This window comes from Pseudomonas sp. IAC-BECa141 (assembly GCF_020544405.1).
In the GTDB taxonomy this organism is placed as follows: domain Bacteria; phylum Pseudomonadota; class Gammaproteobacteria; order Pseudomonadales; family Pseudomonadaceae; genus Aquipseudomonas.
The window spans coordinates 33265-48910 of the sequence record NZ_CP065410.1 but is presented as its reverse complement, the minus strand read 5'-3'; the positions used below and the strand labels follow the sequence as shown (position 1 = coordinate 48910).

General features: G+C 61.7%; 14 protein-coding genes and 1 pseudogene. 4 read left to right on the top strand and 11 right to left on the bottom strand.

Going from position 1 to position 15646, the window contains the following annotated elements:
* The first annotated feature begins 33 nt into the window (after positions 1-33).
* Complete coding sequence (locus I5961_RS00225) at positions 34-1263, top strand: nucleoside recognition domain-containing protein (protein ID WP_085696566.1); 1230 nt, start codon at positions 34-36, stop codon at positions 1261-1263.
* A 23-nt stretch (positions 1264-1286) separates the two neighbouring features.
* On the opposite strand, the gene I5961_RS00220 is transcribed toward I5961_RS00225, so the two are convergent.
* The 9 genes from I5961_RS00220 to I5961_RS00180 all read right to left on the bottom strand — a co-directional run bounded on the left by I5961_RS00220 (position 1287) and on the right by I5961_RS00180 (position 11538).
* On the bottom strand, positions 1287-1913 hold the full coding sequence (locus I5961_RS00220; RefSeq protein WP_085702228.1) for an ABC-type transport auxiliary lipoprotein family protein: 627 nt from the start codon (positions 1911-1913) through the stop codon (positions 1287-1289).
* Complete coding sequence (locus I5961_RS00215) at positions 1910-2848, bottom strand: MlaD family protein (RefSeq protein ID WP_085696568.1); 939 nt, start codon at positions 2846-2848, stop codon at positions 1910-1912. Before I5961_RS00215 ends, I5961_RS00220 begins: the two co-directional genes overlap by 4 nt.
* A 1-nt stretch (position 2849) precedes the next feature.
* Positions 2850-3653 (bottom strand): ABC transporter ATP-binding protein, encoded by an 804-nt coding sequence (locus I5961_RS00210; RefSeq protein ID WP_085696569.1) that lies wholly within the window; start codon positions 3651-3653, stop codon positions 2850-2852.
* Complete coding sequence (locus I5961_RS00205; protein ID WP_085696571.1) at positions 3650-4798, bottom strand: ABC transporter permease; 1149 nt, start codon at positions 4796-4798, stop codon at positions 3650-3652. The genes I5961_RS00210 and I5961_RS00205 overlap by 4 nt, the downstream gene beginning before the upstream one ends.
* 55 nt (positions 4799-4853) lie before the next feature.
* Positions 4854-5882 (bottom strand): DUF5924 family protein, encoded by a 1029-nt coding sequence (locus tag I5961_RS00200; RefSeq protein WP_085696573.1) that lies wholly within the window; start codon positions 5880-5882, stop codon positions 4854-4856.
* Between the two features lie 75 nt (positions 5883-5957).
* Positions 5958-7349: a M16 family metallopeptidase gene (locus tag I5961_RS00195; RefSeq protein ID WP_227234022.1), complete on the bottom strand. Its 1392-nt coding sequence runs from the start codon at positions 7347-7349 to the stop codon at positions 5958-5960.
* A 169-nt stretch (positions 7350-7518) separates the two neighbouring features.
* Complete coding sequence (locus I5961_RS00190) at positions 7519-9177, bottom strand: Na/Pi cotransporter family protein (RefSeq protein ID WP_227234021.1); 1659 nt, start codon at positions 9175-9177, stop codon at positions 7519-7521.
* Positions 9178-9391: 214 nt separating this feature from the next.
* Positions 9392-10159 carry a TerC family protein gene (locus tag I5961_RS00185; RefSeq protein ID WP_085696577.1) on the bottom strand — a complete coding sequence of 256 codons (768 nt, stop codon included), beginning with the start codon at positions 10157-10159 and terminating at the stop codon, positions 9392-9394.
* Between the two features lie 71 nt (positions 10160-10230).
* A complete protein-coding gene (locus tag I5961_RS00180) occupies positions 10231-11538 on the bottom strand; it encodes a CitMHS family transporter (protein WP_007954069.1) in 1308 nt (435 codons plus the stop codon).
* A 324-nt stretch (positions 11539-11862) separates the two neighbouring features.
* On the opposite strand from I5961_RS00180, the pseudogene I5961_RS00175 reads away from it, so the two are divergent.
* Positions 11863-11964, top strand: a pseudogene (locus I5961_RS00175) (GFA family protein); the annotation flags it as partial.
* Between the two features lie 12 nt (positions 11965-11976).
* On the opposite strand, the gene I5961_RS00170 reads toward I5961_RS00175, so the two are convergent.
* On the bottom strand, positions 11977-12303 hold the full coding sequence (locus I5961_RS00170; RefSeq protein ID WP_085696579.1) for a DOPA 4,5-dioxygenase family protein: 327 nt from the start codon (positions 12301-12303) through the stop codon (positions 11977-11979).
* Positions 12304-12387: 84 nt separating this feature from the next.
* Here I5961_RS00170 and I5961_RS00165 point away from each other — a divergent pair, with 84 nt between their 5' ends.
* Positions 12388-13047, top strand: a complete 660-nt coding sequence (locus I5961_RS00165) for an NAD(P)-dependent oxidoreductase (protein WP_227234019.1) — start codon at positions 12388-12390, stop codon at positions 13045-13047.
* A 4-nt stretch (positions 13048-13051) separates the two neighbouring features.
* Here I5961_RS00165 and I5961_RS00160 read toward each other — a convergent pair whose 3' ends face one another.
* Positions 13052-14002 (bottom strand): choline sulfate utilization transcriptional regulator, encoded by a 951-nt coding sequence (locus I5961_RS00160; RefSeq protein WP_227234018.1) that lies wholly within the window; start codon positions 14000-14002, stop codon positions 13052-13054.
* 114 nt (positions 14003-14116) lie between these two features.
* Between I5961_RS00160 and betC the strand changes: the two genes are divergently transcribed.
* The gene (gene betC, locus I5961_RS00155; protein ID WP_227234016.1) at positions 14117-15631 is read left to right on the top strand and encodes a choline-sulfatase; all 1515 of its coding nucleotides are present in this window, start codon (positions 14117-14119) and stop codon (positions 15629-15631) included.
* Positions 15632-15646 lie beyond the last annotated feature (15 nt).

Here is a 15646-nt window from a genome sequence, read left to right as displayed (position 1 = left end):
ATCATTCGCCGCATCTTCCGGGGGATTTGACTGATGCTTAATGGCCTGTGGCTTGGCTTCTTCATCGTGGCAGCCGTTTCGGCACTGGGACAATGGCTGATCGGCGGTAACGCCGGAATATTCGCGGCGATGGTGGAAAGCATTTTTGCCATGGCCAAGCTGTCGGTCGAAGTCATGGTGCTGCTGTTCGGCACGCTGACCCTGTGGCTGGGTTTTCTGCGCATCGCCGAGAAGGCCGGCATCGTCGAATGGCTGGCCAAGGTGCTCGGGCCACTGTTCCTGCGGCTGATGCCGGAGGTGCCGGCAGGTCACCCGGCGCTGGGCCTGATCACCCTGAACTTCGCCGCCAACGGCCTTGGCCTGGACAACGCCGCCACGCCGATCGGCCTCAAGGCCATGAAGGCGCTGCAGGAGCTCAACCCCAGCTCGACCATCGCCAGCAACGCGCAGATCCTGTTCCTGGTGCTCAACGCCTCGTCCCTGACCCTGCTGCCGGTGACGATTTTCATGTACCGCGCCCAGCAAGGCGCGCCGGACCCGACGCTGGTGTTCCTGCCGATCCTGCTGGCCACCAGTTGCTCGACCATTGTCGGCTTCCTGTCGGTGGCGTTCATGCAGCGCCTGCGTGTGTGGGACCCGGTGGTGCTGGCTTACCTGATTCCCGGTGCGCTGATTCTCGGCGGCTTCATGGCGCTGCTCGCGACAATGTCGGCCACCGCGCTGGCGGGGCTGTCATCGATTCTCGGCAACCTGACGCTGTTCGGCCTGATCATGCTGTTCCTGGTGATCGGCGCATTGCGCAAGGTGAAGGTCTACGAGGCCTTTGTCGAAGGGGCGAAGGAAGGTTTCGACGTTGCCAAGAGCCTGCTGCCGTATCTGGTGGCGATGCTGTGCGCGATCGGCGTATTGCGTGCCTCAGGTGCGCTGGATTTCGGTCTCGACGGCATTCGTCATCTGGTGGAGTGGGCAGGGTGGGACACGCGTTTCGTCGATGCGCTGCCGACCGCCATGGTCAAACCGTTCTCCGGCAGCGCCGCCCGGGCGATGCTGATCGAAACCATGAAGACCTCGGGCGTGGACAGTTTCCCGGCGCTGGTGGCGGCGACAATCCAGGGCAGCACCGAGACCACGTTCTACGTGCTGGCGGTGTACTTCGGCGCGGTGGGCATCCAGCGGGCGCGACATGCCGTGGGATGCGCGCTGCTGGCCGAGCTGGCGGGCGTGCTCGGCGCTATCGGCGTCTGCTACTGGTTCTTCGGTTAAACACAAATCTCGAATATGGAGCCTCAAGGTCTGGGTTGTTGCGCAAACTGCTGGCCTTGCTGAACGGTCCATGCCACAACCTTCGCGGTGAGGCGATCACTGGCCTGTCCAAACCCGGCCACCACCGCCGGCACCTGCACATCACTCAGCGGCTGGCGCTCTTCAAAGCGCTGGCTGGCGAGAATCTTCTGGTCATAACCGCGCACCAGCAACGCATCGACCCGCACCACGACGCTGGCCTGATTGCCCTGGTACTCGGTCTGAAACGCTTGCAGGCTGCCGCCCAGCTCCAGGTCCGCAGCAAAATTGCTGTCATCGGTACTGAGCAACGTCACCCGGCCATCACGCGCAAAGCCATCAAGCAACCGGTTACGCACCAGCACCGGCGCCGGATCGCTCCAGCGCGAGGCCTTGTAGCTGCTGATCACATCCCCTTGGGGAATCACCGCGATGCTCGGCCGATTCAGCGCTTCGCTGGCCTGCAGTTTGTTCAGACGCAGCGACCAGTGCCGAGCCGCCGCCGAACCGGCCGAGGCGGGCGCCTGTGCGGCTGGCAAACGGTAGACGTCCAGCGGTTCGGACTTGGGCAGGATCGAGCACGCACTGATCAGCGTGAAGCCGGCGAGGAGGGCGAGGCGAGTCAGCTTCATGGCGTGAACTCCTTGTTCTTGTCACTGCCCAGCAGGTAACCGCTGGGGTTGGCCTCCAGGCGTTGGGAAATGGCGCGCAGCGAGTTCAGGGTTTCACGCAGTTCGCGGATCGCCGGGGCCAGACCGTTAAGGCCCTGCATGCCGCTGTCGAGGGAATTCTGATTCTTGCTGAGCAAGCCGTTGATGGTGGCGCTGCTTTGCTCCAGGGACTTCATCGCCTGCTCGGCGCTGCCCAAGGCCTGCTTGCCCTGATCGTTGAGCAAACCGTTGGCGTTACGCATCAGCGCAGACGTCTGTTCGAGCATGTTGCCGGCCTGTTTGCCGACCGTCGCCAGTTGCTGCATGGCCTGACGCAGGTCGCCACGCTGATCGTTGATCGAGCCGGTGGTCTGCTCCAGATGCTCGAGGGTTTTGCTCACGCGCTCGATGTTGTCGGCGGAGAACATCTGATTGGCGTTGCTCAGCAGCGTGCTGACCCCGCTCATCAGGTCATTGCTGTCATTGAGCAGCCGCGAAATGGGCGAGGGCGATGCGACGATGGTCGGCAGGTTGCCGTCGTGGCCCTTGAGTTTCGGGCTCTCTGGCGTGCCTCCGCTGAGCTGGATGATCGAGGTGCCGGTGATCCCGGCCAGAGCCAGTTTGGCCTGAGTGTCTTCCTTGACCGGCGTGTCACCCGCCAGACGAATCCGTGCCAGCACCCGGCGCGGGTCCTTCGGGTCGAGGCGCAGGCTGACCACATCGCCGACCTTGATCCCGCTGTACTGCACCGGACTGCCCCGGGACAGGCCGCTGACCGCTTCGTTGAAGACGATTTCGTAATCCTTGAACTCGGTGTCGACGCTGGACTTGGCCAGCCACAGACCGAAGAGCAGGGCGCCCGCCACCACAATCACCGTGAACAGGCCGATCAACACATGATGGGCTCGGGTTTCCATGTCAGACCTCGTTGAGCTGTTTGGCGGCGTCCAGCGCCGAGCGGCCGCGAGGGCCGTGGAAGTATTCGTGAATCCACGCGTCGTCGGTTTCCGAGACCACATCGATGGGACCGGCCACCAGCACCTTCTTCTGCGCGAGTACCGCGACGCGGTCGGTGATGGTGTAGAGCGTGTCGAGGTCGTGGGTCACCAGAAACACGCTCAGGCCGAGCGCGTCGCGCAGGGTCAGGATCAATTGGTCGAACTGCGCCGCGCCAATCGGATCGAGGCCGGCGGTGGGTTCGTCGAGAAACAGGATGTCCGGGTCCAGCGCCAGCGCCCGGGCCAGTGCCGCACGCTTGATCATGCCGCCGGACAGCGAGGCGGGGTATTTGTCCGCCGCCGACAGCGGCAGCCCGGCCAGCGCCAGCTTCACCGCCGCCAGATGCTCGGCGTCATCGCGGCTCAGACCGGCGTGTTCAATAAGCGGCAGGGCGACGTTCTCGGTCACCGTCAACGACGAGAACAGCGCGCCTTTCTGGAACAGCACACCGAAACGCCGTTCAATCAACGAACGCTCATGCTCCGCCAGGCTCGGCAGGTTCTGACCGAACACCTTGACCACGCCCTCGCTCGGTTGGCGCAAGCCGACGATGCTGCGCAGCAGCACCGATTTACCGCTGCCGGAGCCGCCGACCACGGCCAGGATCTCGCCCTTGTATAAGTCGAGGTCGAGGTTCTCGTGCACGCTCTGGCGGCCGAAGCGATTGCACAGGCCACGGACTTCGATCACCGCCTCGGAGGGCGCGCGGGGTAGACGACTCACCAGCCCATCTCCATGAAAAACAGCGCGGCGACCGCGTCGAGCACGATCACCACGAAAATCGATTGCACCACGCTCGAAGTGGTGTGGGCGCCGACCGATTCGGCGCTGCCGCTGACCTTGAAGCCCTCCAGACAACCGATGGCGGCAATCAGGAAGGCAAAGATCGGGGCTTTGACCAGGCCCACCAGGAAATGTTGAATCCCTATGTCGCTTTGCAGCAGCGACAGGAACATCGCCGGCGAAATATCCAGCGACACCGCGCAGACCACCGCGCCGCCGACGATCCCGCAGATCATCGCCAGAAAGGTCAGCATCGGCAGCGCCACCAGCAGCGCCAGCACCCGCGGCACCACCAGCAATTCCATGGGGTCGAGGCCGAGTGTGCGGATCGCGTCGATTTCTTCGTTGGCCTTCATCGAGCCGATCTGCGCGGTAAAGGCACTGGCGGTACGGCCGGCCATCAGGATCGCCGTGAGCAACACGCCGAATTCCCGCAGGAAGGCAAAACCCACCAGATCCACGGTGAACACGCTGGCACCGAAACTGGCCAGCACCGTCGCCCCGAGAAACGCCACCACGGCGCCCACCAGAAAGGTCAGCAACGCGACGATGGGCGCGGCGTCGAGGCCGGTCTGTTCGATATGGGCGATCATCGGCGTAATCCGCCAGCGCCTGGGCCGGAACAGACTGCGAGCGATGGTTTCGAGGATCAGGCCGACGAAGCCGAGCAGTTGCAGCGTGTCTTGCCAGACCGCGTCGACAGCCCGGCCAATGCGCGTCAGCAATTGCACGCTGACGCTGATTTCCGGTTCCTTGATCGGCACGCAGAAGTCGGTCAGCGAGCGATACACGGTTTGCAGCAAGGCGCGGTCGGCGCTGGAAAGCGTGCAATCGGGGTGTTCGGCGGACTTGCCCAGCCGCTCCGAGCCGAGCAGTTCCACCAGCAGCGACGCGCCGGCGGTGTCGAGGGCGCCGAGACCGTTGAGATCAATGGGCGTGTTGGCGTCGTACTGGCCGTGGAGCGTTTCGCTCAGTTGCTTGAGGTCGGCGTAATGGGCAAGCGTCCAGTCCCCGGTAACCCGCAGGCGGGCAGGGGTGATCGAGGTGTCCAGGCGGGCACTGCCGGTCATTGGGCTGCTGGTCATAAGCTCCGGGCTTGTTCGGCTGAATACGCTGGCATACGTAATAGCACGAACCCGGTTACTTTTCTTTGGTCGGTGTGCTGTCCTTGACCTCGAAGCGCAGCACGCCGATCACCTGACCGTCTTCGGTCAACACCCGCACCTGCCATTTGCCCGCCGGGTTGCCGGGGAAATTCTGTTTGTGGGTCCAGGCCCGATAGCCTTCCTTGCGCCCGCCGTGGATATCGAGGGCGATGCGGTCGACCTCTTTACCGTTGAACTGCCACACGTGATAAATCCGCTCATCGAGTCCGCGCGGCGCGTTGATCGCGGTGTAGGCATATAGCCCGCCGCCACGGATCTGCTCGGCGCTGACTTCCTTGAGGCTGTCGCCCGGAACCCGGTCCTGCACCTGAGTGCTGATCGCCACGTCAGTCATCCACAGCGTTGCCGGTGGCACCCACGAACGCAGGACCCAGCCCACACCGCCGATCCCGATGGTGATGCTGAGGATCGCCAGCGCATTGCGCACCGTGCGGATCGGGAAGATCGACGCCAGGCTCGGGAACGACAGCACCACCGCAATCCCCAGCGCCCATTTGAAACTCTGCGAAGTGGTCAGGTGCATGATCACCGGCAGCGCCGTGAGCAGAGCGGCGAACAGTGTCAGGGTGTGCAGCGCGAGGAACGCCCAGCGCCTTGGCGCCAGCCACTTGTAGTAGAGCGGGTCGATGATTGAAATCAGCGCCGCGATGCACAGCAGCCCGGTGAAAAACAGCTGGCCGCTGTTCCAGGTGGTGGTGATGAAGAAGAACGGCAGGACGAAAAACAGGCTTTCCTGGTGGATCATCTGCGTCGCGTAACGCAGCAGCGGCTGGGGGATTTCCCGTTTGAAGATCCGCGTGAACAGCTGGGTCAGGCTGTTTTCCAGCATCAGCCAGATCCAGCTCAGCAGCATGATCGTGGTGATCCAGCTCGCCAGCCCCTGTTGCCGGTCGACCAGAATGAAACTGCCGACCCCGGAGATGAATCCGCCGAGCGCAATAACCCCGGGGTAGCGCTTCATCAGTTCGAGAATGCGCTGGATCAGGAGGGTCAATTTAGACATGTGGGCGGTTCACGACTGGATAGGAAAAAACCTCGACAGAGTAGCGCCCGCCGGGCCGCGTGGCGAGGCTGCCGGTCAATCCGGATGCACGGACTTGCGCCGATGCAGGCGCCAGCCGAGCAGAATCAGCACCAGCACGCCCAATCCGCCCGCCAGCAGCCACAACACCTGATCGTCGCTGAGCAGCGGTTTCTCGATGCGCAGATAACCCGGTTGCAGCAGCAACTCGCGCATGGCCTTGTTCGCCGCCTCCAGCGTCACGCCTTGCAGCTCCCGCGCAGGATCGGCGAAGCGACCATCCTCGTAGTCGCCCAGGGCGCTCCAGTAATAATCGGCCAAGGCGCTGGTGCCTTGCACGGCCCAGGCCTGATGGGCGATGGCGGCTTGTTTCAAGCGATTGAAGGTGTCGGCATCGAGGCCGTTTTTCAGCAGGTCGGCCTTGAGGTCTTCCAGCACTTGTTCGGCCTCGGCAATGTCAGCGCGATCCAGATCGGCGTTCAGGCTCATGAAGCCGACACCGCCGAACACTTCGCGCTCGGCCCACGGCCCGTAGGACAAACCGTGGTTCAGGCGCAATTGGCGGTACAGCGCCCACTCCAGGTATTCCTTGAGCAGATCGAAGGTTTCGTCGTACTGATCGTCCAGCACCGGCTCCGGCACCAGCCAGTGCAGCTTGGCGCTGTTGCCGATGAAGCCGCGAGTGATCGTGCGTTCGTGAGCGGCACTGGCGCGGATGTCAGGCAATGGACGGTGCTCGCTCGGCTCGACCGCTTCGAGCGCGCCCCACGCCCGTTCCAGATAGGCCGGCAGCAGTTTGTCGAGGTCACCGACGACGATCAGGGTCATGTTGTTCGGCGCGTACCAGGCCTTGCGCACCTTATCCAGCTGCTCGCGGGTCAGGCCATCGACTTCGGCCCGCTGCGGGCATTTGAGGCCCAGTTCGACCGCCAGTTGATTGCTGGCGGTGTGGCCCAGATCCTGCCGATCGAGAAAGCGTTGCAGCCGGGTGTAATGACCGCCGTCCTCGCGCTCGACCACCCGTTTGGCGGCGTTGATCGCGTTGTCGTCGAAACGGGTCTGGGTCAGCAGGTCCAGCAGCAGATCGAGGACCTTGCGCTGGTTTTTCGCCGGGGCTTCGATGACGAAGGTGGTGTCGGCGTTGCTGGTGAAGGCGTTCCAGTCACCGCCGAGGGCCTGCATGCGCTCTTCGAGGCCACCTTCGCCGGTGGCGTCGATGCCGCTGAACAGCAAGTGTTCGAGCAGGTGCGGCAGCTCCTTTTCATTGCAATCGAAGTCGTCGAGCCCGACACCGATCACCAAGCGGATCGCCACGTGCCCACGCTCGGTGCCGGGCTTGAGCAGCAACTGCAAACCATTGGGCAACGCATAGCCTTCGACCTGAAAACGATCCAGGGCGAAGGCGGGCAGGGAACCGAGCAACAGACAGGCGAACAACAGGCAACGCATAACGAGCTTCCATACGGCTGAATTGGAGATCCGTGTCGTCAGTCAGATCGCTTTCGCGAGCAAGCTCGCTCCCACAAAGGAATGCATTTCAAATGTGGGAGCGAGCTTGCTCGCGAAGGCGCCCTGGAGACTGAACTCTGAGTTACTGACTGACCACAACCCCAGACGTTCAAGGCGAATGCGTGATGTCTGCCATATCGTCCGCCGCCAACGCGCCGGTATCGGAAGTTTCCAGCACCACGTAGGCACTGCTGCAGAACAGCGAGTTCAGGCGTTTCATGTCGGCAATCAACTCCAGGTGCAACGAACTGGTCTCGATACTCTGCACGACCTTACGTTGCAACCGGCTGACATGGGCGTGGGCCAGACGCCGTTCCTGTGCGCGAAAACGACGTTTCTCGCGCAGCAACTGACGGGCGCTTTCCTTGTCGCCGCTGAGGAACACGGACAATCCCAGCCGCAGATTGGCGATCAATTGCTGCTGCAGACCGGCCAGTTCTTCCAGCCCGTCCTCGGAAAACGACCGGCGTTGCGAAGTCTTCTGCTGCTGCACTTTGCGCAGCATGCGTTCAATCAGGTCGCTGGCGAGTTTGAGGTTGATCGCAAGCTCAATGATCTCAGCCCAGCGCCGACTGTCCTGTTCGCCGAGATCTTCACGGGGCATCTGCGCCAGATACAGCTTGATCGCGTTGTACAACGCTTCGACGTCATCGGTCAGCTTGCGCATTTCCTGGGTGACGGCGGTCTGCTTGCCGCGCAACACGTCGAGGGTCGCGTCGAGCATGTTGTCGATCAGGTCGCCAATGCGCAGGGTTTCCCGGGCAGCGTTGGCCAGCGCCAGGCTCGGCGTGACCAATGCCGTCGCATCCAGATGACGCGGCTTGGCGGTACCGTTGACCTCCGGGCGCTCCGGGAGCAGCCAGGCGCACAGCCGCGCCATCGGCCCGACGCTCGGCAGCAGGATCAGGCAGCGCGCGGTGTTGTAGAGCAGATGGAAGCCGATGACCATTTCCTGCGGGCTGAAATCCAGGCTGTCGATCCAGTGCACCAGCGGGTCGAGTACCGGAATGATCAACAGCAACCCGATCAGTTTGTACAGCAGACTGCCCAGCGCCACTTGCCGGCCGGCGGCGTTCTGCATGCTGGTGCTCATGAACGCCAGCACGCCGCTGCCGATGTTGGCGCCGATCACCAGACCGATCGCCACCGGCAGACTGATCACCGCAGCGCCGGCGAGCGTGGCGGTCAGCAGCACGGCGGCGAGGCTTGAGTAGGAAATCATCGCGAACAGCGCGCCGACCAGGGCGTCGAGCAGGATATCGCCGGTCAGCGAGGCGAAAATCACCTTCACCCCTTGGGCATGGGTGATCGGCGCGGCGGCCTCGACGATCAATTGCAGCGCCAGAATGATCAGCCCCAACCCGATGGCCACGCGGCCCATCTGCCCGAGCCGCGTCTGTTTGCGCGACAGAAAGAAAATCACCCCGAGGAAAATAAGCAGTGGCGACAGCCACGACAGATCGAACGTCAGCACCCGCGCCATCAGCGCCGTACCGACGTCGGCACCCAGCATGGTCGCCAGGGCCGGGGTCAACGCCATCAGGCCCTGACCGACGAAAGACGTCACGAGCATGGCGGTGGCGTTACTGCTCTGCACCATCGCGGTGACGACAATGCCGGCGACAAAGGCCAGCCAGCGCCTGGACATGTTCTGGCCGATCACGTGGCGCAGGTTGGTGCCGTACACCCGCAGGATGCCGGTTCGAACGATGTGCGTGCCCCAGATCAACAGGGCCACGGCAGAGAGCAGATTGAGCAGGGTGAGCATGCAGACCCCCCGTAATAGCAGCGCCCCAGAGGGGCAAGTTGACGGTACCGCGCAATTTCTACGTTCTGATACTTAAGCTGTAGTTGGCTAACGGTCTGGGCGCCAGCATTGCACAGCTAAAGCGGGGATTGAAACAAAAGTGTCATGAAAACAGATTCACGCGGCCATGAAAAAAGGGCCCGAAGGCCCTTTGATCTTTCGTGCAATGTTCGGGTTACTGACCCGGAATATCCTTGCGCAGTTTCACCGGATCCTGCTGTTTCTTCTTGCGGGCAATCGCGGTACGCATCTTGATGTTGATCGCTTCGACCGCCAGCGAGAACGCCATGGCGAAGTAGACGTAGCCTTTCGGTACGTGCACGTCGAACGACTCGGCGATCAGCACGGTGCCGACCACCAGCAGGAACGACAGCGCGAGCATTTTCAGCGACGGGTGCTTGTCGATGAATTCGCTGATCTTGCCCGAGGCCGCCATCATCACCAGTACCGCAACGATAATCGCCGCGACCATCACCGGCACATGAGACACCATGCCAACCGCCGTGATGACCGAGTCCAGCGAAAACACGATGTCGATGATCGCGATCTGGATGATGGTGTAGAGGAAGTTGCCGCCCTTGCCCGAAGGCTCGTCGCCGGCTTCGTCTTCACCTTCCAGCGCGTGGTACATCTCCTGGGAGCTTTTCCACAGCAGGAACAGGCCACCGAAGAACAGGATCAGGTCGCGACCGGAAATGCCCTGGCCGAACACTTCGAACAGGTCGGCGGTGAGGCGCATGACCCAGGTGATCGACAGCAGCAGCAGGATCCGCGTGATCATGGCCAGGCCAAGACCGAAGATCCGGGTGCGCTGCTGCATGTGTTTGGGCATGCGGCTGACCAGGATCGAAATCATGATGATGTTATCGATGCCCAGGACGATCTCCAGGGCGGTCAGGGTGAAGAAGGCAACCCAGATCTCAGGGTTGGTCAGCCATTCCATGTGTATTCCTTTGAGCGAGTGTTAAACCAGGACGCCAGCAATCAGCTGGCGTCCTGGTGAGTTTGGTGCCGTTACAACGTGCTGAACAGCGGGAAAGTCCCCAACAGCAAGGCGGCGACCAGTATGCACAGGCAGACCAGCACTGCCCACTTCAGGGTGAAACGCTGGTGATCGCCGAACTCGATGCCCGCCAGTGCGACCAGCAGGTACGTTGACGGCACCAGTGGGCTCAGCAGGTGAACCGGTTGACCGACGATCGAGGCACGGGCCATTTCCACTGCGGTGATGCCGTAATGGCTGGCCGCTTCCGACAGCACCGGCAGCACACCGTAGTAGAACGCGTCGTTCGACATGAAGAACGTGAACGGCATGCTCACCAGCGCCGTGATCACCGCCAGGTACGGGCCGAGGAAATCAGGGATCACCGCCAGCAGGCTTTTCGACATCGCGTCGACCATGCCGGTGCCCGACAGGATACCGGTGAAAATGCCCGCCGCGAAGATCAGACTGACCACCGACAGCACGCTGCCGGCGTGGGCCGCGACGCGATCTTTCTGCATTTGCAGGCAAGGGTAGTTGACGATCATGGCAATACTGAACGCCACCATGAACAGCACCGGCAGCGGCAGCAGGCCGGCGATCAGGGTGCACATCAGGGCCAGGGTCAGCAGACCGTTGAACCAGATCAGTTTCGGACGGCGGGCATCCGGGAATTGCGAGACGCTGATTTCGCTGTGATCGATTTCGTCGCCGATCAGGTGCAGCTCACCCAGACGCGCACGCTCACGTTTGCCATAGAAGTAGGCAATGATCAGGATCGCCACCACACCGGCAGCCATCGCCGGGATCATCGGCACGAAAATGTCCGACGGGTCCACATGCAGCGCACTCGCGGCACGGGCGGTCGGGCCACCCCATGGCGTCATGTTCATCACGCCGCCGGCGAGGATGATCAGGCCGGCCATGATCCGCGGGCTCATGCCGATGCGGCTGTACAGCGGCAGCATGGCGGCCACGCAGATCATGTAAGTGGTCGCGCCGTCACCATCGAGGGAAACGACGAGCGCCAGTACGGCGGTGCCGACCGAAACTTTCAGCGGGTCGCCCTTGACCAGTTTGAGGATCTTGCGCACGGCCGGGTCGAACAGGCCGGAGTCGATCATCAGGGCGAAATACAGAATCGCGAACATCAGCATCACGCCGGTCGGCGCAAGCTTGGTAATACCTTCGAGCATCATCGGGCCGATCTTCGGGGCGAAACCACCGAACAAGGCGAACAGGATCGGGATGATGATCAGAGCGATCAGCGCAGACAGGCGCTTGGTCATGATCAGGAACATGAACGTGATGACCATGGCGAAGCCAAGGAAAGTCAGCATGGGAATACTCCAGGCGTAGCGCGGCTAGGTAAGTGAGCGGATCGGGCGGGATCAGCGCAGAACGGGAAGCACGAGACGTACGGGCGGAGTTGCAGCGAGGAGGCGGGTTGCAGAGGACATCAGAATCACCATTGTTGTTGTTAATTGGGCCTGTCGTGCGAGCAATCACACGCAGTGGCCAACCGGTCTGTTGCCGGTAGTGGCGGCGATCCTAATGGGGCAACCTTTCAGCCAGCTTTCGCAGCTGAAAGCTTCGATGCGAACGACCAACCGGCCGTCGGATGCGACTGGAGTCAATGAACACGGGAAGCGGAGGGCAGGTCGATGACTGAATTACACAGCGGTGCCTGCCATTGCGGACATATCCGCTATCAGTTCAGCGGAGCGTTTCACGACATCGCCGACTGTCATTGTTCGATCAGTAAAGAAACCATCTGATCAAAAAACAGACAGGTCCAGCGGCCGCATTGCGCCCATCCAGATCGCGTGTTCGGTGTGATCGAGCAAGTCATCGCCGGTGTCCGGGTGCAGGAACACCACCAACCCCTTGCGATTGAGCGCCAGCCACGGCAGCACATCGCCGATCAACTCCGGGCCGAAGGCCAACTGGCAGCTCCAGTCCGGGTGCGGGCCGACCGGACGTTCATGCACGCGGCCCATCTTCAATGGAAACAGCGTTGCCGCCTGCTCACACAGCGCTCGCGCCTGTTCGATCGTGCTGGCGTCGTAATAAACGTGGGCGTGATAACCCTTGATCGTCTGCATCGCAAACCCTCTGTATCGGTTCGAACCCTTGGCGTTGGCCGTATGTCACACGCCATACAAGGGAAAACAAAAGGGATCTCAGCCATGAAAAATGCCGAAACCCCGGTGGTAAAAGTGGTGCTCTATGGTGCCATGAGTAGCCTGGGCAGCGCGTTGATGGCTGAACTGCTGCGCCGCCAGCACGAAGTCATCGCGATCCTCGACGATCTGACGGCGCTCGCGCCACGGCCGGGGCTGCGCACCAAAAGCGGCGACCTGCTGGACGCCGAACGGGTCCATCAGAGCGTGGCCGGCAGCTCGGCGGTGATCTGCCTGCTCAATGCGCCGGGCCTGCCGTTGAGCAGCGATCATGTCGAGAAATCCGTGGTGCTGGGGCCGGTGGAACAGGTCCTGGCGGTGGATGCGTTGATCGACGGGTTGCAGGCGGCGAACGTCTCGCGGCTGTTTGTCATTGGCGAATTCGAAGCACTGGACGATCCGGAAAACGCCGAGCCGTTGCAACGCCACGCCGCCAAGGAAATACGCGAAGCCCTGCAAAGCAGCCCGCTGCACTGGACGCTGGTCAATGCACCGCGCAGTGTGGCGGGGCTGACAATCGAGCATTTCAGTCAGGTCGGCCGCGCGCTTGAACCGGGTCTCGCCGAGCCGCTGGAGCGCCTGAACCGGGTGGCGGTGGGGATTTCCGATGAGCTGCGGTTGAATCTGCATCTGCGTCAGCACGTGGATTTTGTTGCGGCTTCCTGATCCGTTACACAGCAATCGAGGGCAACGGCAGTCCAGCCAGGGACTCGGCGCTGCTGGCCTGTTCGGCCATCAGCCAATCCACGAACGTCTGGATCAATGCTCCCCGGCGTTTGCGCTGCGGCAACACCACGTAATAACCGAGGCGCGACAGAGTGGTCTCGGCGATCGGCCGGCACAACAGCCCTTGGGTTAATAAGTTATCCACAAGGTGCCGCCAGCCGATCGCCACGCCCTGACCGCCAATCGCCGCTTGGATCAGCAAGGTGTAATTGTCGAAGCGCAGCTGGCCCGGGGCCGGCGGTGTAATGATATTCAGCGCGCGGAACAGGCCACTCCAGTTGAACCAGTTGCTGCTGTTTTCTCCACGCAGGTGCAGCAGCGGAAACTCCATCAATGCTTGGGCCGGCAAGGGCAGGGCGCGATCCCTGAGCAACTGCGGGCTGCACACGGGAAACACTTCTTCGCTGAACAGCCAGTGACTTTCGCCCTGCTTGAAGCGACCGTCGCCGAACAGCACAGCAACGTCGATATCCGGGCGCAGCATATTGTGATTGCGCTCGCTGGTGACCAGGCTCACATCCACCTGTGGATAAGCCTCATGGAAACGGTGCAGACGTGGCATCAGCCAGTACGCGGCGAAGGCGAAATCGGTGGCGACCTGCAGCACTTCATGTTGCTGCTGCGTGCTGATTGCACTCAATCCTGCGTCGATATTCTGCAAACCGAGGGTAACCTGCTCGAACAGGATCGAGCCGACCTCGGTCAGTTCGATGCCTCGGTAGATGCGATCAAACAGCCGCGTTCCAAGCTGTTCCTCCAGGCGTTTGATTTGCTGACTGATAGCCGGTTGGGTGGTCCCGAGTTCCACCGCCGCAGCGGTAAAACTGCGATGACGGGCCGCCACCTCGAAGGCGCGCAGCAGATCCAGCGACAAATCACCGAGGGCTTCATACATAAGCTGTGCTTATCCTAGTCATTGTCCGGCGCGGGCTTTACCGGATATTGCGTGGAATCCATGCTCAATCGCAGCAATGTCGCATAAATATTCACTATGGAATGCCGCGATCACATGAAGCGCAAGAACATTCTTTTCATCATGGCCGATCAAATGGCCGCGCCAATGTTGCCGTTCTACGGCCAGTCGCCCATCAAACTGCCGAATCTCAGCCGCCTCGCCGAACAAGGCGTGGTGTTCGATGCCGCGTACTGCAACAGCCCGCTGTGCGCGCCGTCGCGTTTCACCCTGGTCAGTGGCCAGTTGCCGAGCAAGATCGGCGCCTACGACAATGCCGCCGATTTCCCCGCCGACATCCCCACGTACGCCCATTACCTGCGCCGCCTCGGTTACCGCACCGCGCTGTCGGGCAAGATGCACTTCTGCGGCCCCGATCAACTGCACGGTTACGAAGAGCGCCTGACCAGCGATATCTACCCGGCCGACTACGGCTGGGCGGTGAACTGGGACGAGCCCGACGTACGGCCGAGCTGGTATCACAACATGTCGTCGGTGCTGCAGGCCGGGCCGTGCGTGCGCACCAATCAGCTCGACTTCGACGAAGAGGTGGTGTTCAAGGCGCAGCAATACCTGTTCGATCACATCCGCGAGGACGGCGACCAGCCGTTCTGCCTGACCGTGTCGATGACTCACCCCCACGACCCGTACACGATTCCCAAGGCGTTCTGGGATTTGTACGACGATGCGGATATCCCGCTTCCGACGACGCCGGATCAGCATTCTCTTGATCCGCACTCCCAGCGCCTGCTCAAAGTCTACGACCTGTGGGACAAGCCGCTGCCTGTGGATAAAATCCGCGACGCACGCCGTGCATACTTCGGTGCTTGCAGCTATATCGACGCCAACGTCGGCAAACTCCTGCAAACCCTTGAAGATTGTGGGCTGATGGACGACACCGTCATCGTGTTCTCCGGTGACCACGGCGACATGCTGGGAGAGAAAGGCCTCTGGTACAAAATGCACTGGTTCGAAATGGCCGCGCGCGTGCCCCTGTTGATCAGTGCACCCGGACAGTTCAAATCCGGCCGTGTCAGCGCCGCGGTGTCCACCGCCGATCTGCTGCCGACTTTCGTAGAACTGGCGGGCGGCAGCCTGGAACCGAACCTGCCGCTGGACGGCCGTTCGCTGGTGCCGCACCTGCAAGGGCGGGGCGGTCACGACGAAGTGTTTGGCGAATACATGGCCGAGGGTACCGTCAGTCCACTGATGATGATTCGTCGTGGCGCTTTCAAATTTATCTACAGCGAAACCGACCCTTGCCTACTCTTCGATGTGGATAACGATCCACGCGAACAGGAAGAACTCAGCCAATCACCGCAACATCGTCAGCTGTTCGACGATTTTCTTGCCGAAGCGCGGGCCAAGTGGGACATCCCGGCGATCCACCGCGATGTGCTTGCAAGCCAGCGGCGTCGGCGTTTCGTTGCCGAGGCACTGACGATCGGCAAGCTGAAGAGCTGGGATCACCAGCCGCTGGTGGACGCCAGTCAGCAGTACATGCGCAACCACATCGACCTCGATGACCTGGAGCGCAAGGCCCGTTATCCACAACCCTGCCAAAACCAATAACGTTAAGGGGAAGTC